The sequence below is a fragment of the Pseudomonas sp. GM60 genome, from assembly GCF_000282415.1.
Lineage (GTDB): Bacteria > Pseudomonadota > Gammaproteobacteria > Pseudomonadales > Pseudomonadaceae > Aquipseudomonas > Aquipseudomonas migulae.
In genome coordinates, this window is sequence record NZ_AKJI01000024.1 from 109825 (window position 1) to 129968 (window position 20144).

The 20144-nt window shown below is 60.0% G+C and carries 21 protein-coding genes and 1 pseudogene; 12 read left to right on the forward strand and 10 right to left on the reverse strand.

Going from position 1 to position 20144, the window contains the following annotated elements; all coding sequences use genetic code 11:
* Window positions 1-63: 63 nt before the first annotated feature.
* The gene (locus PMI32_RS25335) at window positions 64-684 is read left to right on the forward strand and encodes a TetR/AcrR family transcriptional regulator (protein WP_008025224.1); all 621 of its coding nucleotides are present in this window, start codon (window positions 64-66) and stop codon (window positions 682-684) included.
* Between the two features lie 199 nt (window positions 685-883).
* On the opposite strand, the gene PMI32_RS25330 is transcribed toward PMI32_RS25335, so the two are convergent.
* The 3 genes from PMI32_RS25330 to PMI32_RS25320 form a co-directional block, all read right to left on the reverse strand.
* Window positions 884-1744 (reverse strand): phasin family protein, encoded by an 861-nt coding sequence (locus tag PMI32_RS25330; protein ID WP_008025225.1) that lies wholly within the window; start codon window positions 1742-1744, stop codon window positions 884-886.
* A 10-nt stretch (window positions 1745-1754) separates the two neighbouring features.
* Window positions 1755-2177, reverse strand: a complete 423-nt coding sequence (locus PMI32_RS25325) for a phasin family protein (RefSeq protein WP_008025226.1) — start codon at window positions 2175-2177, stop codon at window positions 1755-1757.
* A gap of 244 nt (window positions 2178-2421) precedes the next feature.
* Window positions 2422-2697, reverse strand: coding sequence for a polyhydroxyalkanoic acid system family protein (locus tag PMI32_RS25320; RefSeq protein ID WP_008025227.1), 276 nt, complete (start codon window positions 2695-2697; stop codon window positions 2422-2424).
* Between the two features lie 155 nt (window positions 2698-2852).
* Between PMI32_RS25320 and ubiE the strand changes: the two genes are divergently transcribed.
* The 11 genes and pseudogenes from ubiE to PMI32_RS31025 all read left to right on the forward strand — a co-directional run bounded on the left by ubiE (window position 2853) and on the right by PMI32_RS31025 (window position 11015).
* Window positions 2853-3623 (forward strand): bifunctional demethylmenaquinone methyltransferase/2-methoxy-6-polyprenyl-1,4-benzoquinol methylase UbiE, encoded by a 771-nt coding sequence (gene ubiE, locus PMI32_RS25315; protein ID WP_007948968.1) that lies wholly within the window; start codon window positions 2853-2855, stop codon window positions 3621-3623.
* Window positions 3623-4246, forward strand: a complete 624-nt coding sequence (locus PMI32_RS25310; RefSeq protein ID WP_008025228.1) for a ubiquinone biosynthesis accessory factor UbiJ — start codon at window positions 3623-3625, stop codon at window positions 4244-4246. The genes ubiE and PMI32_RS25310 overlap by 1 nt, the downstream gene beginning before the upstream one ends.
* Window positions 4243-5847 carry a ubiquinone biosynthesis regulatory protein kinase UbiB gene (gene ubiB, locus PMI32_RS25305; RefSeq protein ID WP_008025230.1) on the forward strand — a complete coding sequence of 535 codons (1605 nt, stop codon included), beginning with the start codon at window positions 4243-4245 and terminating at the stop codon, window positions 5845-5847. Before PMI32_RS25310 ends, ubiB begins: the two co-directional genes overlap by 4 nt.
* A gap of 80 nt (window positions 5848-5927) precedes the next feature.
* A complete protein-coding gene (gene hisI, locus PMI32_RS25300) occupies window positions 5928-6329 on the forward strand; it encodes a phosphoribosyl-AMP cyclohydrolase (protein WP_007899278.1) in 402 nt (133 codons plus the stop codon).
* Complete coding sequence (locus tag PMI32_RS25295) at window positions 6322-6654, forward strand: phosphoribosyl-ATP diphosphatase (RefSeq protein ID WP_008025232.1); 333 nt, start codon at window positions 6322-6324, stop codon at window positions 6652-6654. The genes hisI and PMI32_RS25295 overlap by 8 nt, the downstream gene beginning before the upstream one ends.
* A gap of 25 nt (window positions 6655-6679) precedes the next feature.
* On the forward strand, window positions 6680-6952 hold the full coding sequence (locus PMI32_RS25290) for a twin-arginine translocase TatA/TatE family subunit (RefSeq protein ID WP_008025233.1): 273 nt from the start codon (window positions 6680-6682) through the stop codon (window positions 6950-6952).
* Between the two features lie 10 nt (window positions 6953-6962).
* The gene (gene tatB, locus PMI32_RS25285; RefSeq protein WP_008025234.1) at window positions 6963-7424 is read left to right on the forward strand and encodes a Sec-independent protein translocase protein TatB; all 462 of its coding nucleotides are present in this window, start codon (window positions 6963-6965) and stop codon (window positions 7422-7424) included.
* Window positions 7421-8215 carry a twin-arginine translocase subunit TatC gene (tatC, locus tag PMI32_RS25280; protein WP_008025235.1) on the forward strand — a complete coding sequence of 265 codons (795 nt, stop codon included), beginning with the start codon at window positions 7421-7423 and terminating at the stop codon, window positions 8213-8215. The genes tatB and tatC overlap by 4 nt, the downstream gene beginning before the upstream one ends.
* Window positions 8212-8919: a 16S rRNA (uracil(1498)-N(3))-methyltransferase gene (locus PMI32_RS25275; protein ID WP_008025237.1), complete on the forward strand. Its 708-nt coding sequence runs from the start codon at window positions 8212-8214 to the stop codon at window positions 8917-8919. The genes tatC and PMI32_RS25275 overlap by 4 nt, the downstream gene beginning before the upstream one ends.
* Before the next feature lie 179 nt (window positions 8920-9098).
* Window positions 9099-10157, forward strand: a pseudogene (locus tag PMI32_RS31020) (methyl-accepting chemotaxis protein); the annotation flags it as partial.
* Between the two features lie 144 nt (window positions 10158-10301).
* On the forward strand, window positions 10302-11015 hold the full coding sequence (locus tag PMI32_RS31025; protein ID WP_411736712.1) for a methyl-accepting chemotaxis protein: 714 nt from the start codon (window positions 10302-10304) through the stop codon (window positions 11013-11015).
* 129 nt (window positions 11016-11144) lie between these two features.
* Here PMI32_RS31025 and PMI32_RS25265 read toward each other — a convergent pair whose 3' ends face one another.
* The 7 genes from PMI32_RS25265 to pip all read right to left on the reverse strand — a co-directional run bounded on the left by PMI32_RS25265 (window position 11145) and on the right by pip (window position 20059).
* Window positions 11145-11879, reverse strand: a complete 735-nt coding sequence (locus PMI32_RS25265; RefSeq protein ID WP_008025241.1) for an amino acid ABC transporter ATP-binding protein — start codon at window positions 11877-11879, stop codon at window positions 11145-11147.
* On the reverse strand, window positions 11872-12831 hold the full coding sequence (locus PMI32_RS25260; protein WP_008025242.1) for an amino acid ABC transporter permease: 960 nt from the start codon (window positions 12829-12831) through the stop codon (window positions 11872-11874). Before PMI32_RS25260 ends, PMI32_RS25265 begins: the two co-directional genes overlap by 8 nt.
* 135 nt (window positions 12832-12966) lie before the next feature.
* Window positions 12967-13764 (reverse strand): transporter substrate-binding domain-containing protein, encoded by a 798-nt coding sequence (locus PMI32_RS25255; protein WP_008025244.1) that lies wholly within the window; start codon window positions 13762-13764, stop codon window positions 12967-12969.
* Window positions 13765-13951: 187 nt separating this feature from the next.
* Window positions 13952-16522, reverse strand: coding sequence for a glucans biosynthesis glucosyltransferase MdoH (gene mdoH / locus PMI32_RS25250; RefSeq protein ID WP_032828586.1), 2571 nt, complete (start codon window positions 16520-16522; stop codon window positions 13952-13954).
* Window positions 16515-18332 carry a glucan biosynthesis protein G gene (locus PMI32_RS25245; protein ID WP_008025247.1) on the reverse strand — a complete coding sequence of 606 codons (1818 nt, stop codon included), beginning with the start codon at window positions 18330-18332 and terminating at the stop codon, window positions 16515-16517. The genes mdoH and PMI32_RS25245 overlap by 8 nt, the downstream gene beginning before the upstream one ends.
* Window positions 18333-18653: 321 nt before the next feature.
* Complete coding sequence (dtd, locus tag PMI32_RS25240; protein WP_008025248.1) at window positions 18654-19091, reverse strand: D-aminoacyl-tRNA deacylase; 438 nt, start codon at window positions 19089-19091, stop codon at window positions 18654-18656.
* The gene (gene pip / locus PMI32_RS25235; protein ID WP_008025251.1) at window positions 19088-20059 is read right to left on the reverse strand and encodes a prolyl aminopeptidase; all 972 of its coding nucleotides are present in this window, start codon (window positions 20057-20059) and stop codon (window positions 19088-19090) included. Before pip ends, dtd begins: the two co-directional genes overlap by 4 nt.
* Between the last annotated feature and the right edge of the window lie 85 nt (window positions 20060-20144).

The window sequence follows — 20144 nt, forward strand, 5'->3', positions numbered from 1 at the left end:
ATCGCGAGCAGGCTCGCTCCTACAGGGAGGAGGTTGGATTGGAATGATCATTAAGAAGACTGGATGAAAACCCGCGACCGGATCCTCGAATGTGCCCTGCAATTGTTCAATCAGAAGGGCGAACCGAACGTCTCCACCATGGAAGTTGCCAATGAAATGGGCATCAGCCCGGGCAACCTCTATTACCACTTTCACGGCAAGGAACCGCTGATTCTCGGGCTGTTCGAGCGCTTCCAGGCGGAGCTTGCGCCGCTGCTCGATCCACCGTCCGATGTGGAATTGGCACCGGAAGATTACTGGCTGTTCCTGCACCTGATCGTCGAGCGCCTGTCGCACTATCGGTTTCTCTTTCAGGACCTGTCGAACCTCGCCGGGCGCCTGCCGAAACTGGCCAAGGGGATTCGCAACCTGCTCAATGCGCTGAAGCGCACACTGGCTTCATTGCTGGCGCGGTTGAAGGCTCAGGGGCACTTGGTCAGCGACACGCAGGCGCTGGGGCAGTTGGTGGAACAGATCACCATGACGCTGCTGTTTTCGCTGGATTACCAGCGGATTCTGGATCGCGAAGGTGAGGTGAGGCTGGTGGTGTATCAGATCATGATGCTGGTGGCGCCGCATCTGCTGCCGCCGATCAAGGTGGCGACGGAGCAACTGGCACTCCAATACCTCGAAGAACACGAGTAACCCTTTCACTGGATAAACACATTCCAATGTGGGAGTGAGCCTGCTCGCGATGGCGTCGGGTCAGTCAACATCAATGTTGAATGACACACCGTAATCGCGAGCAGGCTCACTCCCACAATGGCTCTGCGGTGTTTGCAGGATCGTGCACAAACAAAAACGCCCGACCTTTGCAGGCCGGGCGTTTTTTTGAGCCCTGAAATCAGGACTGACTGGTTGGCGTCGATGGAGCCGGCGCGGCAGTCGGGGTTACAGCAGGAGTCGGTGCGGTAGCAGAGTTCGAGCTGCTGACCGGAGCCGATGGGGTTGCCGGTTTGGCGGCAGCCACTGCTGGTTTTGGAGCAGCAGCTTTCGGCGCTGCCGGTTTTTTCACTGCTGGTTTTTTCGCGGCGGCAGGTTTTGCCGCAGGCTTGGCTGCTGCAGGTTTAGCAGCCGGTTTAGCGGCGGCTTTGGCGGCAACCGGTTTCGCTGCTGGCTTGGCTGCGGCAGGTTTTGCTGCGGCCGTTTTGACAGCCGGCTTGGCCGCTGCTTTCGCGGCGGGTTTGGCAGCGGGTTTTGCAGCCGGTTTAGCGGCAGCTTTTGCCAGTGGCTTGGCAGCGGTTTTAGCCGCTGGTTTGGCTGCTGCGGTTTTCGCCGCAACAGGCGCAACCTTGGCACCGGTGAGTTTTTCGATTTGCTTGGTCAGGGTATCGACCTTGCTGTGCAGCGCTTTCACTTCGTTGCGGCTCGGGACACCCAGGCGCGAAATGGCGCTGTTCAGGCGCTTGTCGAAAGCCCCTTCCAGCTCATCCCACTTGCCCAGCGCACGATCTTTCACGCCAGTGATGCGCGATTTGGCAGAGGTAGCGGAGTCCTTGGCGGCATCGACTTTCTTGCCGACAGCGCTCTTGGTGAGCTTCTCGGCTTTCTCGCCGTCTTTGACCAATGTATCGAAGAGCTTGCTGCCGTCAGTGTCGATCTTCGAGTACACGCCTAAACCAGCAAGCCAGATTTTGCGGGAGTAGTCTTCGACTTTCCCGATCCACGAGCTGCCTTCTTTTTCGGTGTTCTTTTTACCAGCCATCCCGTTCTCCTTAAGATTTACGCGCGACGCGTTCGAGCAATGCCGTCAGCTCATCGAGCTTAGCAGAGAGTGCCTCAACGTCATGTTTAGACGGAATGCCAATACGATTCAAGGTACTTGCGACACGCGAGTCAAAAGCCTTCTCGACCTTGTCGAGTTGAACTTCGACCTTGCCTTTGAAAGTGCTTACTTCGCTCTTGGCTTCATCAATCTCGGCGTTAGCTGCTTCAAGTTTCTCGGCAACTACCTTTTTGCCTTTCTTTTCAACAGTTTGACCAGCCTTGATCAACTCTTGAAAGTAATCGCTGCCCTCTTGGCCGACCTTGGCGTAGGCACCCAGGCCTGCCAGCCAGATCTTGCGGGCATAGGATTTGACGTCGCTCAGAGCGGTTGTCGAAGCGTCGATTTTTTTCTTCAAAATAACTTTGGCCATGGTGCACCTCACGCGCAGAAGGTTTGAGGAACTGCCCGCAAAAGTGTCGGGCTCATGCACAAAGTAGGGAGAAAAATTAGAAACGGCACCCTAACAACTGACATAAAACCTCGGGCGCGCCTTAAAACAAATGTGGGAGCCAGCCTGCTGGCGATAGCGATCTATCCATCAACATCAATGTTGACTGATACACCGCCATCGCCAGCAGGCTGGCTCCCACAGGGGATGTGGTTCGACTCGAAAATCAGACCAGGGCTTTATCGAGGGCCTTTTCGATTTCCGATTTGATCATGCCGCTCATGGCCGACATCATCAGGCCCAATTCCACATCAACGCGAATCGAATCCTCGCCCACATGCACCGCGCCTTTCACCCCGGAACGCTTGAGGTTCAGGGTGTCGCCGGACCACTGCGGCTCCAGGCCATATTGATCGGACAGTTTCTGCGCCAACTGGTTGGCCTTCTCGCGGGCTGCTTCCTTGCCCAGGCCGTGGGCACGTTCAACACTAATACGGGCCATCGAATGACTCCTGCTTTATGAATACTTTCCTGAAGCATCTTGACCGCGCCTGCGGCAAAACGTCCCGGCGGTTCTACATCTTACCTTCAGCCTTGCCAAGACAAAGCAGGCCACCGGGATTAGAATGTCCCGCATTCTCTTCTGGTGACAGCGATATGACTGATCAGCGCAAAGGCAGCGATGCCGAACCCACCACGCACTTCGGTTTCAAAAACGTTCCGGAAAGCCAAAAAGCGGAAAAAGTCGCTGAGGTTTTCCACTCGGTAGCCGCCAAGTACGACTTGATGAACGACCTCCTGTCGGGCGGCATGCACCGTTTGTGGAAGCGTTTTGCGATCGAGCTGTCGGGCGTTCGCACCGGCAACCGCGTGCTGGACATTGCCGGCGGCACCGGCGACCTGACCAAAAAATTCTCGCACCTCGTGGGCCCGACCGGCCAGGTGGTGTTGGCCGACATCAACGAATCCATGCTCAAGGTCGGTCGTGACCGCCTGCTGGACCTGGGTGTGGCCGGCAACGTCGAATTCGTTCAGGCCGATGCTGAAAAGCTGCCGTTCCCGGACAACCATTTCGACTGCGTGACCATCGCTTTCGGCCTGCGCAACGTGACGCATAAAGAAGACGCACTGCGCTCGATGCTGCGCGTACTCAAGCCGGGCGGCCGTTTGCTGGTGCTGGAATTCTCCAAGCCGACCAACGCGCTGATGTCCAAAGCCTACGACGCCTACTCGTTCGCCTTCATGCCGCTGATGGGCAAGCTGATCACCAACGACTCGGAAAGCTATCGCTACCTGGCCGAATCGATCCGCATGCACCCCAATCAGGAAACCCTGAAGTCGATGATGGTCGAGGCCGGTTTCGACCGCGTGACCTACCACAACATGACCGCAGGCATCGTCGCCCTGCACCGCGGCATCAAACCCTGATGTTGCTGGCCGGTCTGCTCGCCAGCATTGAACTCGGCCTGAACCGGGTGCTGCGTCTCGACAGCACGGCGCTGCCGCGGCTGGCGCATTTGAGCGGCCGGGTGATTGCCGTCGATTGCCGCAGCCCGGCACTGCAACTGTTCATCCTGCCCAGCGACGAAGGCTTGATGTTGGCGACCCACTGGGAAACCGGCGCCGACTGCACCTTGCGTGCACCGGCTTCCAGCCTGTTGAAACTGGCGATGAGCAAGGACAAGACCTCGGTTTTGCATGCCCCTGAAGTCGAACTCGACGGCGACAGCGGCGTGCTGCTGGAACTGGCCGCGATCCTCCAGGACCTGGAGCTGGACTGGGAATACGAACTTTCGCGCTGGCTGGGACCCGTGGCCACGCAACTGGTCGGCGGTCACCTGCGCAGTCGCGCACGCTGGTATCAGCAAGGATTTGCCAGCCTGGGTCAGAACCTGGGCGAATACCTGGCCGAAGAATCGCGCACCCTCGTCGGTCAGCGCGAAGCCGAAGCCCGATTCAGTGAACTGGACCAGATCAAACTCGATCTGGAACGTCTCGAGGCGCGTTTCGAGCGCCTTTCCCGATCCCTCGACCCAAGCGATAACGCATGAAGCTGCTTGCCGTCCGCCGTTTGTTGCGCATCCAGCGCGTTGTGATTCGCTACCGCCTCGATGACCTGTTGTTCGCCCTGCCGCTGCCGTGGTTTCTGCTGGCGCTGCGCTACGCCTTGCCGTGGCGCTGGTTCCCGCGCAAGCCGCTGGACCTGAGCCGTGGCGCGCGATTGCGCCTGGCGCTGCAGGACCTGGGGCCGATTTTCATCAAGTTCGGGCAGATCCTGTCCACCCGCCGCGACCTGCTGCCGGAAGACATCGCCGATGAGCTGATGAAGCTGCAGGACCGCGTGCCGCCGTTCGATTCGCAAGTGTCGGTCAAGTTGATCGAAGAACAGCTCGGCAAAAAGATCAGTGAAGTGTTCAGCCGTTTCGACGTCGAACCGCTGGCCTCGGCTTCGGTGGCGCAGGTGCACGCCGCGCAGTTGAAAACCGGTGAAGAAGTCGTCGTCAAAGTCATCCGCCCCGGTCTGAAACCGATCATCGCGCAAGACCTGGCATGGCTGTTCATCCTCGCCCGCGCAGCGGAAAAACTCTCCGCCGACGCGCGTCTGCTGCACCCGGTGGACGTGGTCAGCGACTACGAAAAAACCATCTACGACGAACTCGACCTGTTGCGCGAGGCGGCCAACGCCAGCCAGTTGAAGCGTAATTTCGACGGTTCGGCGCTGCTGTACGTGCCACAAGTCTATTGGGACTGGTGCCGGCCGAAAGTGCTGGTGATGGAGCGCATCTACGGCATTCAGGTCACCGACCTCGCGACCCTGGCCGACCAGCGCACCGACATGAAAATGCTCGCCGAGCGCGGCGTCGAGATCTTTTTCACCCAGGTGTTCCGCGACAGTTTCTTCCATGCCGACATGCACCCGGGCAACATCTTCGTCAGCACCGTCAACCCGTGGAGCCCGCAGTACATTGCGATCGACTGCGGCATCGTCGGCAGCCTGACCCCGGAAGACCAGGATTACCTGGCGCGCAACCTGTTCGCGTTCTTCAAACGCGATTACCGGCGCGTGGCGCAACTGCACATCGACTCGGGCTGGGTACCGGCGGAAACCAAACTCAACGAATTCGAAGCGGCGATCCGTACCGTTTGCGAGCCTATCTTCGAAAAACCGTTAAAAGATATTTCCTTCGGTCAGGTGCTGATGCGCCTGTTCCAGACCGCCCGACGCTTCAACATGGAAGTGCAGCCACAACTCGTTTTGCTGCAAAAAACCCTGTTGAACATCGAAGGCCTGGGCCGTCAGCTGTACCCGGACCTCGATCTGTGGAACACCGCCCAGCCGTTCCTCGAACGCTGGATGCGCGAGCGCGTCAGCCCCAAAGCCTTGCTCGGCAACGTGCAGAACCAGTTCGAACAACTGCCGCACCTGGCCAACATGGCGCGCGATCTGCTCGAACGCATGTCGCAGCCCCACGCTTACGACCCGCCGCCATCGTGGCATCGACGCCGGGACGACTGGTTCCTGCGCCTGCTCGGTACCGCGCACCTGGCCGGCGGCGCAATACTGGCCATGGGCGGGCCGTTGAACGAACTGGCCTACTGGCCGGCGGGAATCATGATGGCCGTCGGCTTGTATCTGGTCGTTCGCCGATAGCCAGTTGTGTGATCCACTGGCACACTGTTTGAACGTTGGACTCTGCTCATGTAGTGCGGAGCCCGCTGTCGGAGTCGAAGATGAAAAACTGGCTGGACGAGATCAAGTGGGACGCCGACGGCCTGGTGCCGGCAATCGCCCAGGATCACAAGACCGGGCGCGTCCTGATGATGGCCTGGATGAACCGCGAAGCGCTGGAACTGACCGCTGCCGAAAACCGCGCCATCTACTGGTCACGTTCCCGTGGCAAGTTGTGGCGCAAGGGCGAAGAGTCCGGCCACGTGCAGACCCTGCATGAGATGCGCCTGGACTGCGACGCCGACGTGATCATCCTGATGGTCGAGCAGATCGGCGACATCGCCTGCCATACCGGTCGGCAGAGCTGCTTCTATCGCGTCTTCGAGAACGGCGACTGGAAAACCGTCGACCCGGTTCTCAAAGACCCGCACGCCATCTATTCCGCAGGACACACACATGAGTGACACTCTGACCCGACTGGCCGAGGTACTGGAAGCGCGCAAAGGCGCCGCCGCCGACAGCTCGTACGTCGCCAGCCTGTACCACAAGGGCTTGAACAAGATTCTGGAAAAAGTCGGCGAAGAGTCGGTCGAAACCATCATCGCCGCCAAGGATGCCGCCATCAGCGGCGACTGCAGCGATGTGATCTACGAGACCGCCGATTTGTGGTTCCACAGCATGGTCATGCTCGCCCAACTGGGGCAGCATCCACAAGCTGTACTCGATGAACTGGACCGTCGTTTCGGTCTGTCCGGACACGCAGAGAAAGCCTCGCGCCCGTCTGCCTGAACAACTATTAGAGAGGAGCAGCAACATGGGCATTTTTGACTGGAAACACTGGATCGTCATCCTGGTTGTTGTCGTGCTGGTGTTCGGCACCAAGAAACTGAAAAACCTCGGCACTGACGTCGGCGAATCGATCAAGGGCTTCAAGAAAGCCATGAACGACGACGAAAAACCCGCCGATCCGGCAGCGGCCCAACCGGTTCCGCCTGTTCAGCCACAGACCACCCAGTCCGTGAACCAGCCGCACACCATCGACGTGCAGGCGCAAAAAGTCGAAGAGCCGATCCGCAAAGACGTGTGAGCACTGACTAATGTTTGGTATCAGCTTCTCTGAACTGCTGCTCGTCGGCCTCGTGGCCCTGCTGGTGCTGGGCCCCGAGCGTCTGCCGGGTGCTGCGCGCACCGCCGGCCTGTGGGTCGGTCGCCTGAAGCGCAGCTTCAATGCGATCAAACAGGAAGTTGAGCGTGAAATCGGTGCCGACGAGATTCGTCGGCAACTGCACAACGAGCACATTCTGTCGCTGGAACAGGAGGCGCGGAAAATTTTCACGCCGACCCAGCAGGAAGCCACTCCGGTTCAGCCGGTGGCGGAGCAGACGATCCATGCATCGACGACAGAATCCGCGCCTGCTACTGCGCCGACGGAAACCGTGAAAGCGGTAGAAGCGGTTGAAGCGGCGCCAGTCGTGGCGCATGCAGAACCCGTTGCTCCTGCCGCCGCGCCGACAACGCCGGCTCCTCACGACACCACTTTGCCGCCGCGAGCCTCATGAGCGATCTCCCAGAAAACGACCAGCACATGCCGCTGGTTTCGCACCTCACCGAGTTGCGTACCCGTCTGCTGCGCTGCGTAGCGGCGATCTTCATCATCTTCGCCGGGTTGTTTGCGTTCACCCAGCAGATCTACACCTTCGTCTCCACGCCGCTGCGCCAGTATCTGCCAGTGGGCGCGACGATGATCGCCACCGACGTGTCGTCGCCGTTCCTGACGCCACTGAAGCTGACCATGATGGTGTCGCTGTTCCTGGCGATCCCGGTGATCCTGCATCAGATCTGGGGCTTCATTGCGCCGGGCCTGTACAAGCATGAAAAACGCATCGCGGTGCCGTTGCTGGTATCGAGCATCATGCTGTTCTACGCCGGCATGGCATTCGCCTATTACCTGGTATTCCCGCTGATCTTCAAATTCTTCGCCGCCGCCACCCCGGCCGGCGTGGAAATGATGACCGACATCAGCAGCTACCTCGATTTCGTCATGACGCTGTTCTTCGCCTTCGGCGTGGCGTTCGAGATTCCGGTGGCCGTGGTGCTGCTGGTGTGGATCGGCGTAGTCGACGTCAAATACCTGAAGAAAATCCGCCCGTACGTGATCATCGGCTGCTTCGTGGTCGGCATGATCCTGACGCCACCGGACATCTTCTCGCAGACGCTGCTGGCCGTACCGATGTGGCTGCTGTTTGAAATCGGCATCCTGTTCGGCGGCTTGATCAGCAAGCGCGGCGACCATCCGGACGACCAACCGGTTGACGATCACAACGACCAGCCGCCAGCGACCCAAGCGTGAACCTGCTGCTCCTCGAAGAGGCCGATTTCATTGCGGCCGACCGGGCGATCCTGCGTGATCGCCGGTTGACGCACATGCAGGAAGTCCACCGCTGTGAAGTGGGTGACAGCATGCGCGTCGGGCGTATCGGCGGCCTGATGGGTTCGGCCGAAGTGCTGCGCCTGGACGCCGACGAAGCCGAACTGCGCGTCACCCTCGACCAACCGCCACCGGCCAAGCTGCCGCTGACCCTGGTGCTGGCCCTGCCACGTCCCAAAATGCTGCGTCGGGTGTTTCAGACCGTGGCGGCCATGGGTGTGCCACGGATCGTGCTGGTGAACAGCTATCGCGTCGAGAAAAGCTTCTGGCAGACCCCGTTCCTGGAACCGGAAGCGATTCGCGAGCAACTGATCCTCGGCCTCGAACAGGCTCGGGACAGCGTGTTGCCTGAAATTGTCATCGAGAAGCGCTTCAAGCCGTTTGTCGAAGACCGACTGCCAGCGATTGCCGAAGGCACCCTCGGCCTGGTCGGCCATCCGGGCAATTACCCACCCTGCCCCCGCGGCCTCGACGAGCCAGTCACGTTGGCCATCGGCCCGGAAGGCGGCTGGATCCCCTACGAAATCGACCTGCTGGCCAAGTCCGGCCTGCAACCGGTGCAGCTCGGCGAGCGTATCCTGCGCGTCGAAACCGCCGTCACCGCGCTGCTCGCCCGCCTCTTCTAGCCATTACGCATCCCCTGTAGGAGCGGGCTTGCCCGCGAAAACCGAGAGGGCGCCGCATTCATTCAGGCAGCCCTCGTCATCGTTAACGTCCATCGCGAGCAGGCTCGCTCCTACAGAATCCTGCCCGCCTGCCGATACAGTTCCCATAAAACCAACTTGTGGTCCGTGGGAGTTGCAGCATGTACCGATGGCTAGCCGAGAAACTGGGGAACGTCAGCGTCAATCGCAAACTGGGTATCGGCTTCGGTCTGGTACTGCTGCTGACATTGTTGATCACCGTCACGGGCTGGACCGGCCTGAGTGACGTGGTGAATCGCGGCGACAAGCTTGGGTTCATTGCCAGCCTCAATGAACTGACCAAAGACCTGCGCCTGGCCCGCCTGGACTACGAAATGCGCCGTGGCGAACAAGGCCCTGGCGCCGTCAACGACCTGCTCGGCCAACTCGACACCGGTTTGAAAACCGCCCGCACACTGATCGAGCAACCTGCCGACGCAGCCATGGTCGATCAGCAACTGGCCGCGGTCAGCGAGTACAAGCAAGCCTTCGCCGCCATGACCCAGGCTGGCGCCAACCGCGAAGATGCTCGCAGCAAACTCGGCGCCACGGCCGATAACGCCGTGGCGCGCGTGGGTGAAGTCGAGAAATCCTTGCTGCAAGGCGACAGCGTCGCCGATTTCAACAGCGTTATCGACCTGAGCAAACTGATCCAGCAAGCTCGCTTCCAGGTGCGCGGCTATACCTACAGCGGCAAGACCGAAGCCGAACAACCGGCGCTGGACGCCATCGACAATGCGTTGAAAAACCTCGAAAGCCTGCCGTCCAGATTGCCGGAGCAGCACATCGCCAACCTGCAACAGGCCAGCGATTCACTCAAAGCCTACCGCGCCGCTGTCAGCCAGTTCCGTGACTCTCAGGTTGCCAGCGCCGCCGCGTTGAAACGCATGGCCGCTCAAGGCGATATCCTGTTAGACGTCAGCAAAAAGCTCACTGCCTCGCAAACCGTCATCCGTGACACTGACGCCGCACACGCCAAGAACATGCTGTTGCTGGCCACCGCCCTGGCGCTGGTCTTCGGCCTGTTCGCGGCATGGGCGATCACCCGGCAGATCGTCATTCCGCTGAGCCAGACGCTGAAAGTGGCCGAGCGCATCGCCGCCGGCGACCTGACCCAGAACCTCGTTTCCGAGCGTCAGGACGAACTCGGTCAGCTCCAGCGGGCGATGCAAAGCATGACCCTGGGTCTGCGCGAACTGATCGGCGGCATCAGCGATGGCGTCACGCAAATCGCCAGCGCCGCTGAAGAACTGTCCGCAGTCACCGAGCAGACCAGCGCCGGCGTCAACAGCCAGAAGGTCGAGACCGACCAGGTGGCGACCGCGATGAACGAAATGACCGCCACGGTGCAGGAAGTCGCACGTAACGCCGAAGAAGCCTCCGAAGCCGCGCTCGCCGCCGATCAGCAGGCCCGCGAAGGCGACAAGGTGGTCGGCGAAGCCATCGCTCAAATCGAACGCCTGGCCAAGGAAGTCGGCAACTCCACCGACGCCATGGGGCATCTCAAACGCGAAAGCGACAAGATCGGCAGTGTGCTCGACGTGATCAAATCCGTGGCTCAGCAAACCAACCTGCTGGCGCTCAACGCGGCCATTGAAGCTGCTCGCGCCGGTGAAGCCGGACGTGGTTTTGCGGTGGTCGCCGACGAAGTCCGCAGCCTGGCGCAGCGCACCCAGAAGTCCACCGAAGAAATCGAAGAGCTGATCGTCGGCCTGCAGAGCGGCACCCAGCAAGTCGCGACCATCATGGACAACAGCCGCACCCTGACCGACAGCAGCGTCGAACTGACCCGCCGCGCCGGTGGCTCGCTGGAAAGCATCACCCGCACCGTGTCGGCGATTCAGTCGATGAACCAGCAGATTGCTGCCGCTGCCGAACAGCAAAGCGCAGTGGCGGAAGAGATCAACCGCAGCGTGCTGAACGTGCGCGATGTGTCCGAGCAGACCTCGGCAGCCAGTGAAGAGACCGCGGCGTCCAGCGTTGAGCTGGCGCGGTTGGGGACGCATTTGCAGATGCTGGTGGGCAGGTTCAAGGTATAAGGCGATGCAATGACCTCGGTTCACTTGGGACCGAGGTGTTGCCTTCGCGAGCAAGCCCGCTCCCACAGGAGTATGCGGTCAACTGTGGGAGCGGGCTTGCTCGCGAAGGCGTCGGTACAGACGCTGAAGCTATAGGACCTGACGAAGGAAGGCCTGCGCCCGCGGATCCTTCGGCGCATCGAAGAACTCGGCTGGCGAGGCGTCTTCAAGCAATTTGCCGTGATCGAAAAACAGCACCCGATCCGCCACTTCCCGCGCAAAGCCCATTTCGTGGGTCACGCAGACCATGGTCATGCCTTCCACGGCCAGGGTTTTCATCACATCCAGCACTTCACCGACCATTTCCGGATCGAGCGCCGAGGTCGGCTCATCAAACAGCATGACCTTCGGCTCCATGGCCAGCGCCCGTGCAATCGCCACGCGCTGCTGCTGACCGCCGGACAAGCGTGACGGAAACTCGTTGGCCTTCTGCGCAATGCCAACCTTTTCCAGCAATGCCAAGGCCTTGGCTTCACGCTCCTTCTTGCCGCGCTTGCGCACGACTTTCTGGGCGAGGCAGAGGTTTTCCAGCACGGTCATGTGCGGGAACAGGTTGAAATGCTGGAACACCATGCCGACTTCACGGCGGTAGGCATTCACGTCGGTTTTCGGATCGGCCAGTTGCAGGCCGTCGATGCTCACCGAGCCCGAGTCGAATTCTTCCAGGCCGTTGAGGCAGCGCAGGAAGGTCGACTTGCCGGAGCCGGACGGACCGATCACCACCAATACTTCGCCCTTCGCCACCTGTGTGGAGACGTTATCCACCGCGCGCACCACGTGGCCGCGAGTGTCGAAGACTTTTACCAGATCGCGGACTTCAATCACTTTGCGCGAGCCTCCGCTCAAGCCGGCTGGCGATTTTCGACAGCGGCAGGTTGATCAACAAGTACAGGCCAGCCACGCAGAACAGGATTTCGAATGGCGAAAACGAGGTGGTGATAACTTCGCGACCGCTTTTCAACAGCTCGGTAATCGCAATCACCGACACCAGCGAGGTGTCTTTGACCAGGCTGATGAACTGCCCGGCGAGCGGCGGCAGCACGCGTTTGAACGCTTGCGGCAGCACCACGTGGCGCATCGACTGACCCGCGCTCAAGCCCAGGGAACGCGCGGCTTCGTTCTGGCCACGGGCGATGGATTGCACGCCGGAGCGGATGATTTCCGCCACGTAGGCGCCGGTAAACAACGACAGTGCGGCGATCCCGGCGAACTCCCGGGACAGGTTCATCACGGTGCCGATGAAGAAGTAGAAAATGAAAATCTGCACCAGCAGCGGCGTACCGCGCACCAGTTCGACGTAAATCGTCGAGAGGTCGCGCAGAGTCGGATTGTTCGAGAGACGGCACAAGCCCGTGGCGAGGCCAATCAGCAGACCGAGCACGCCAGACACCACGGACAACCACAAGGTGGTCCAGAGCCCCCACATCAGCGGTCCGGCGGCCCAATGGCGAGTCACACCGATCACGTCGCCTTCGGCCACATCATCGCCTTGGGCGACTTGTAGGCTGTTGTCGTCGACGGTCACGCGTTGCTCGTCACCCGCGTCGTTGCGCAACGTGACTTCAGCCTTGTCGCCTTTGCGCACCAGTTCGCTGACGGTGGAGATGTCGGCGGCGCGCTGGGACTCTTCGGCGTGGTAGGCGAAGTACTGCGGGACGCGGTTCCAGCGCCATTCGTAGGACATCAGCGAGGTGGCGTAATACAACGCGCCGGCCAGGCCGATCAGCACCAGCACGGTCAACACGTGCCAGGGCCATTGGGCTTTTTTCTGTTTCATTGCAGGTTCCGGATTCTGTGTTGCCTTGGAGGCCCTCATCGCCGGCAAGCCGGTCTCACTCCTACATTGGAATGCATTCCCCTGTAGGAGTGAGCCTGCTTGCGATTGAGGCGACGCGGTCTGTCTGACCGGGCCTTATTCCATATCCTTCAACCAAGCGGTGTCTTTGAACCACTTGTCATGGATGCGATCGTAGGTGCCGTCTTCGTGGATCTGGTGCAGGAAGTTGTTGATGAAGTTGATGCTGTCGTAGTCACCCTTCTTCAGACCAAAGGCCAGCGGCTCGTAGGTGAACGGCTTGTCGAGGAACACCAGTTTGCCGTTGCCGACCTTGTTCACCGCCACGACGTTGTAAGGCGCGTCATAGATAAAGGCGTCGGCCTTGCCGTTGACCACGTCGAGCACCGCTTCCTGCTCGTTGTCGTAGCCGTGGTACTTGGCTTTGGAGATCAGCTTCTTGGCGACCATCTCGCCGGTGGTGCCGAGCTTGGAGGTGATGCGGTAGTCAGCGGTGTTCAGGTCTTTGTAGGACTTGATAGTGCCTTCCAGCTCTTTGCGAATCAGCAGCGTCTGGCCGACCACGATGAACGGTTCGCTGAAGTTCAGGCGCAGGTTGCGTTCCTGGGTCAGGGTCATGCCGCTGCCGATCATGTCGAACTTGTCGGTGAGCAGGGCCGGGATAATGCCGTCGTAGCCGGTGGACACCAGCTCCAGCTTGACGCCCATGGCCTTGGTCATGGCTTTGAGGATGTCGACTTCGAAGCCGATGATCTCGCCGCGTTTGTTGGTCATTTCGAACGGCATGTAGGTCGGGTCCATGCCGACTTTCAGCGTGCCGCGCTTGACCGCGTCATCGATGGCACCGGCCTGCGCCGCGCTGACTGCAACCAATGCCGTGACGCCGACCAGCAGCATCGAGAGATACTTCTTCATCTTCATGTCCCCAAAACCAGTGCGTTATGAGGCGCGCAAACGGCGGCTCCCCTCAGGAAACGCATCGATACGGACAAAAATTATCCGGGCGCACCAATTCGGGGACGGATGCTAACGTACTCGCTCGTTTGCACAAGTGTTTGGGAACGATGAGGCAAAAAAAACCCCGCTTTCGCGGGGTTCTTTATTATGCCAACTGCGGTTGCGCACTCAGCGGCTTGAGCGGCAGCAACGGCGCATGGGGATCGGATTTCACCGATTTGCGCCAGGCTTCCAGCCACTCGGGATGACCTTCGCTCCAGACCTGCTCATGCAAACGAGCCAGTGCCACCGGATCGCTCAGCAGTTGCACACGCTCATTGTTGGTCAGACCGTCAGGCCCGGCTTTCAATGCGTGGCGAACCCGCTCGATCCGCAGCCACTCGATTGGCTCGGCCTGACCGTGGCGCGATGTCGCCAGCGAGCACGCCAGGGCGTTCTGCTGTGGATCGACCACCGACCGGATGAAGCCGTCTTTTAGCGCATGCCAACGGTTTTCATGGGTGTACTGGTCAGTCGCCAGCAACGCCTGTGGCGGATTGTATTCCTCAGGGATCAGGAACAGGCTCTCGTCACGGGACTTCAGGCCCAGGCCGACACGGCTGGAGATCACGGAAACCGGGATCGACAGCATCAACGAACCGACGATCGGCACCAGCCACCAGAGGAAGCTCGGGTTCAGCCAGATCACCAACAGGGCCCAGAAGAAGCCCAGCAGGGTTTGCGGACCGTGGCGCTTGACCGCTTCGCTCCATGGCGTGGAGTCGTCGTCACGTTGCGGCGAGTTCCAGGTCGCGGCCCAGCCGAGGAACGCGGCGAGTACGAAACGGGTGTGGAAAATCATCCGCACCGGCGCCAGCAACATGGAGAACAACATCTCCAGCAGCATCGACAGGGTCACCTTGAACTTGCCACCGAACTCTTTCGCGCCCTTGGCCCAGATCAGGATGATGCTCAACAGCTTCGGCAGGAACAGCAGCACGATGGTGGTCGAGAACAGCGCGATGGCCTTGTCCGGGTGCCATTGTGGCCACAACGGATAGAGCTGACGCGGTTCAAGGAAGTACTGCGGCTCCATCAGCGTGTTGACCGCCAGCAGCGCCGTCGACAGCACGAGGAAGAAGAACCACAACGGTGCCGACAGGTAAGACATCACGCCGGTGAGGAACACCGCACGGTGAACCGGGTGCATGCCCTTGACCAGGAACAGGCGGAAGTTCATCAGGTTACCGTGGCACCAGCGACGGTCACGCTTGAGTTCGTCCAGCAGGTTCGGCGGCAACTCTTCGTAGCTGCCCGGCAAGTCGTAGGCAATCCACACGCCCCAACCGGCACGGCGCATCAGCGCTGCTTCAACGAAGTCGTGGGACAGAATCGCGCCGGCGAACGCGCCTTTACCGGGCAACGGCGCCAGGGCGCAGTGCTCGATGAACGGCTTCATGCGGATAATCGCGTTGTGGCCCCAATAGTGCGATTCGCCCAACTGCCAGAAGTGCAGACCGGCGGTGAACAGCGGACCATACACGCGAGTCGCAAACTGCTGCATGCGCGCATAAAGAGTGTCCATGCCCGACGCACGCGGCGCGGTCTGGATGATCCCGGCGTCCGGCGTGGCTTCCATCAGGCGCACCAGACTGGTCAGGCATTCGCCGCTCATCACGGAGTCAGCGTCGAGCACGACCATGTACTTGTAGTCGCCGCCCCAGCGACGGCAGAAGTCGTCGAGGTTGCCGCTTTTGCGTTTTACGCGACGGCGACGGCGGCGATAGAAGATCTTGCCGAAACCCTTGGCTTCGCGGCAGACGTCCAGCCAGGCTTGCTGTTCAGCAACGCAGATGTCGGCATCGTTACTGTCGCTGAGGACGAAGAAGTCGAAGCGGTCCAGGTCACCCGTGGCAGCGACCGACTCGAACGTCGCGCGCAGACCGGCAAACACCCGTGGCACGTCTTCGTTGCAGATCGGCATCACCAGTGCGGTGCGCGCGTCTTTGGGAATCGGCTCGTTGCCGGCACTTTTACCGGAGATGCGGTATTTATCGTGACCGGTGAGCAACTCGAGGAAGCCCATCAGTGCGGTCCAGAAACCGGCCGAGACCCAGCAGAACAGAATCCCGAACATGATCAGGATGGTGGTCTGCAGCGCGTACGGCAGTACTTGCGTGACGGTTTGCAGGAGCGGCTGATGCAGGACTTCGTTGAGGTCGACGAACGACCAGCCCTGGTACGGCATGATGCCTTTCATGTACCAGCCGGCAACGATGGTTTGACCGAGCATCAGTACCAGCAAGATGTAACGGCGGATCGAACCCACGGTGCGCCAGCGGGCCGCCGGCAGCACGTTCTCGTCTTTCGGCGGAGCCGGCGGGTTGGTGCGACCGGTCAGACGCCGCCAGCCACGCACCAGAATGTTGGTGCGCCACGGCTCCGGCACGACTTTGGTCCTGCGGATCGGCGGGGTTGCCTTGAGGCAAACACGACCGCTGGCGTCGAGCACCAGCATTTCCGCTTCTTCCAGCTCTTCAGCGGTGCTCAGGGTCAAGCGACGGCCGACCGAGGCTTGAGCAGCCTCGACCGGTGCATCGAACGTCGAGGACGACAGACGCTCGTGAAGTTCGCTGAACGACTTGCAGCCCGCGAGTTCCGCGCGCTGCTCGTCGGTCATCGGCAGATGCGCCAGATACTCGGCAAGAGTTTCTGGCTGAACTTGAGAATTACTCATCGGCAGGCAACTGATAGCTCCAGGTCTCGGTCAGGACTTCTTCAGTCGGTGCCGATTCCGGTGTGGCTGGGGCCGCGTCGGCAGCGACAGGCTGCTTGGCGTCTTTGTTGTTCGCCTTGTCCTTGGCATCTGCAACTGGCTTGGCTTCGGCCTGCTTGGCCTCGGCGGCCTTCGCGTCCTTGTCCGCTTTCTCCGCTTGCTTGGCGGCCACTTTGTCGGCCTTGGCAACGGAAGAGGTGGACGATGGGATCGAAGTCTTGGCCAGATCGGCAGGCACGATGTTCTGCACCAGTGCGGCACGCATCTCGGTGGACTTGCCCGGATCCTTGATCTTCATGCGCAGGGTCAGGCGCCAGCCCTTGGTTTCAGGGTTGTAGCGCACGCTGTTCTCGACCAGCTCGGCATTATCACCCACGCTGACCTGGCTGCGAACGTCTGAATCGGCCGGCAACGCTGCCAGGGACGGGCCTTCGAAATCCACCAGATAGGCAACGCTGCCGTCCGGCTGACGAATCAGGTTGGACTGTTTGACGTCGCCGGTGGAGCGCAAGGTCTGTTTGACCCAGGCGCTGTCCGGTGCGTGAATCGCCGCTTCGTCCATGGTCCAGTGCAGGCGGTAGCCGAATTCCAGCGGCTGACCTGGCTCAGGCAGTTTTTCCGGGCTCCAGAAGGCAACGATGTTGTCGTTGGTTTCATCGGCAGTCGGAATTTCGACCAGGTCGACAGAACCCTTGCCCCAATCGCCTTTTGGCTCGATCCAGGCACTTGGGCGCTTGTCGTAGCGGTCGTCGAGGTCTTCGTAGTGGCTGAAGTCACGGCCACGTTGCAGCAAGCCGAAACCGCGCGGGTTCTCGATCGAGAAGTTGCTCACCGCCAGGTGTTTCGGGTTGTTCAGCGGACGCCAGATCCACTCGCCGTTGCCGGCATGGATCGACAGGCCGCTGGAATCGTGCAGTTCGCGGCGGTAGTTCAGCACTTTCGACGGCTGGTTGGCGCCGAACAGGAACATGCTGGTCAACGGCGCAACGCCAAGCTTGGTGACCTTGTCACGCAGGAACATCTGCGCCTTGACGTCGACAATGGTGTCGCTGCCCGGACGCAGGGTCAGGCGATAGGCACCGGTGGCGCGTGGCGAATCCAGCAGCGCGAAGATCACCAGGTGCTTGTCGCCCGGCTTCGGCTGTTGAATCCAGAACTCACGGAAACGCGGGAATTCTTCGCCGGACGGCAACGCGGTATCGATTGCCAGGCCGCGAGCGGACAAGCCATACGTGTGACCCTTGCCGACAACGCGGAAGTAACTCGCGCCGAGCATGGTCATGATTTCGTCTTGCTTGTCGGCCTTGTTGATCGGGTACAGCACACGGAAACCGGCATAACCCAGTTGTTCGGTGGCTTTAGGATCGAATTTCAGGTCGCCGAAATCGAAACGAGACGGGTCGTATTTGATCTCTTCGACGGTGTTGGCCGTGATTTCGTTGATTTTCACCGGAGTATCGAAATGCATACCCTGGTGATAGAACGAAAGCTTGAACGGGGTTTTCTGATCGGCCCATTCGGCTTTTTCGGTCAGGAAACGAATTTTCTGATAGTCCGCGAATTTCATCTCACGGAATTCGTTCGGCAGGTTACTGCGCGGGGCTTCGAATTTCTGCCCGGCCAGCTCTTTTGCCTTGACCGATACATCATCCAGATTGAATGCCCAAAGCTGGCCGGCGCTGAACAGGCAGAGCAGTGCAGAGCCCGCTACCAGTGCGCTTCGTAGCCGTTTGGCTGACAATCTTGGTGCATTACAGGGACTAACAATCACGAGCAACCCTCGCCGAAAACAGATCAAAAAACCAACGGCCAGTTAAAGGGCCTGTGAGGTAAACGGGATGAAAAACCCGTCCCTACAAACCACTCTTGCCAAGTTGGCGAGCATTGTTCCGACTCCTATGGGGCTAAATGATTCCCCAACAGGCCCAGGACAAGTCTCTACCTAAGTCAAAACGGACCAACGAACGCTGATCCCCGTAGCGCGCGATTATCTAGTAGGCCGCGTTACAACGCATCAGGCGCAACAAAGTATTTCTCGCGAAAAACCCCTGTTTTCAGTGAAAAAGCGCTTAAAAACTTGTTTCAAGCGCTTTCAGGTCTGTAACAGGAAGGTTACCGGGCCATCATTGACCAGGTGCACCTGCATATCCGCGCCGAATCTACCTGATGCCACTGTGCCATGCACCTGTTTCGCTTTCTCTAATAGATAGTCGAAAAGCTCCTCGCCCAGCGCCGGAGGGGCAGCGGTTGAAAAACTCGGGCGCAACCCGTTTTTGGTGTCGGCGGCCAGGGTGAACTGAGAGACCAGCAGCAACCCGCCCCCGACATCCGCCAGGGACAGATTCATCTTGCCCTCGGCGTCACTGAACACACGATAGTTAAGCAGCTTATGCAGAAGTTTGTCGGCGCTGGCCCGAGTGTCCTCGGGCTCGACCGCCACCAGTACCAGCAAACCCTGATCGACGGCACCGACCACCTCCCCCGCTACCTCGACGCGCGCGCCACGCACGCGCTGCAACAGGCCCTTCATGCTTCTGCTGGGGACAGGTCAAGCAGGCGCCGGGCCATCTGATCGGCGGCGCGCACCAAGGCATCGGTAATGCCGGGTTCGGAGGCGGCATGCCCGGCATCACGGATGACCTGCAGTTCACTGTTCGGCCAGTTCTGATGCAATTCCCAGGCGTTATCCAGCGGGCAAATCACGTCGTAGCGACCGTGAACGATCACGCCCGGCAGATGGGCGATCTTGCCCATGTCGCGGATCAACTGATTCGGCTCAAGGAACGCATTGTTGGTGAAGTAGTGACATTCGATGCGCGCGATGGACAACGCCCGTTGCGGCTCGGAGAAACGATCGACCACCAACGGGTTCGGACGCAAGGTCGCGGTCCGCCCTTCCCAGGTGGACCAGGCTTTGGCCGCATGCATCTGGGCGATCTGATCGTTGCCGGTCAGGCGCTTGTGGAAAGCGCCGAGCAAGTCTTCGCGCTCATCCAGCGGGATCGGCGCAATGTAGTCTTGCCAGTAATCAGGGAACAGACGACTGGCGCCCGCCTGATAGAACCACTCGATTTCCTGCGGACGGCAGAGAAAAATCCCGCGCAGGATCAGACCGTGCACACGCTCCGGATGGGTTTGCGCGTAGGCCAGCGCCAAGGTCGAGCCCCACGAGCCGCCGAACAGCACCCATTTATCGATGCCCAGATGCTGGCGAATCCGCTCAAGGTCGGCGACCAGATCCCAGGTGGTGTTGTTTTCCAGGCTGGCGTGGGGCGTGGAGCGACCACAACCGCGCTGGTCGAAGGTGACAATGCGATACAGGTTCGGATCAAAAAAGCAGCGACTCTGTGCATCACACCCGGCACCGGGGCCGCCGTGGATGAACACCACCGGCAAACCTTCCGGTGAACCGCTTTCGTCTACATACAGGGTGTGGGTTTCATCGACAGCCAGATCGTGCCGGGCGTGGGGTTTGATCTGCGGGTACAAAGTCTGCATTGCGCGCTCCGTAAGGGGTCGAGGTCATCCCTGGGGGGACTTCTATTATTCTGCCGTTGGGCATCATAAACCCGATTTACGTCAA

Coding starts and splice junctions, on each gene's coding strand:
- PMI32_RS25335 (WP_008025224.1), top strand. CDS start 64: ATGAAAACCCGCGACCGGATCCTCGAATGTGCCCTGCAATTGTTCAAT.
- PMI32_RS25330 (WP_008025225.1), bottom strand. CDS start 1,744: ATGGCTGGTAAAAAGAACACCGAAAAAGAAGGCAGCTCGTGGATCGGG.
- PMI32_RS25325 (WP_008025226.1), bottom strand. CDS start 2,177: ATGGCCAAAGTTATTTTGAAGAAAAAAATCGACGCTTCGACAACCGCT.
- PMI32_RS25320 (WP_008025227.1), bottom strand. CDS start 2,697: ATGGCCCGTATTAGTGTTGAACGTGCCCACGGCCTGGGCAAGGAAGCA.
- ubiE (WP_007948968.1), top strand. CDS start 2,853: ATGACTGATCAGCGCAAAGGCAGCGATGCCGAACCCACCACGCACTTC.
- PMI32_RS25310 (WP_008025228.1), top strand. CDS start 3,623: ATGTTGCTGGCCGGTCTGCTCGCCAGCATTGAACTCGGCCTGAACCGG.
- ubiB (WP_008025230.1), top strand. CDS start 4,243: ATGAAGCTGCTTGCCGTCCGCCGTTTGTTGCGCATCCAGCGCGTTGTG.
- hisI (WP_007899278.1), top strand. CDS start 5,928: ATGAAAAACTGGCTGGACGAGATCAAGTGGGACGCCGACGGCCTGGTG.
- PMI32_RS25295 (WP_008025232.1), top strand. CDS start 6,322: ATGAGTGACACTCTGACCCGACTGGCCGAGGTACTGGAAGCGCGCAAA.
- PMI32_RS25290 (WP_008025233.1), top strand. CDS start 6,680: ATGGGCATTTTTGACTGGAAACACTGGATCGTCATCCTGGTTGTTGTC.
- tatB (WP_008025234.1), top strand. CDS start 6,963: ATGTTTGGTATCAGCTTCTCTGAACTGCTGCTCGTCGGCCTCGTGGCC.
- tatC (WP_008025235.1), top strand. CDS start 7,421: ATGAGCGATCTCCCAGAAAACGACCAGCACATGCCGCTGGTTTCGCAC.
- PMI32_RS31025 (WP_411736712.1), top strand. CDS start 10,302: ATGAACGAAATGACCGCCACGGTGCAGGAAGTCGCACGTAACGCCGAA.
- PMI32_RS25260 (WP_008025242.1), bottom strand. CDS start 12,831: ATGAAACAGAAAAAAGCCCAATGGCCCTGGCACGTGTTGACCGTGCTG.
- PMI32_RS25255 (WP_008025244.1), bottom strand. CDS start 13,764: ATGAAGAAGTATCTCTCGATGCTGCTGGTCGGCGTCACGGCATTGGTT.
- mdoH (WP_032828586.1), bottom strand. CDS start 16,522: ATGAGTAATTCTCAAGTTCAGCCAGAAACTCTTGCCGAGTATCTGGCG.
- dtd (WP_008025248.1), bottom strand. CDS start 19,091: ATGAAGGGCCTGTTGCAGCGCGTGCGTGGCGCGCGCGTCGAGGTAGCG.
- pip (WP_008025251.1), bottom strand. CDS start 20,059: ATGCAGACTTTGTACCCGCAGATCAAACCCCACGCCCGGCACGATCTG.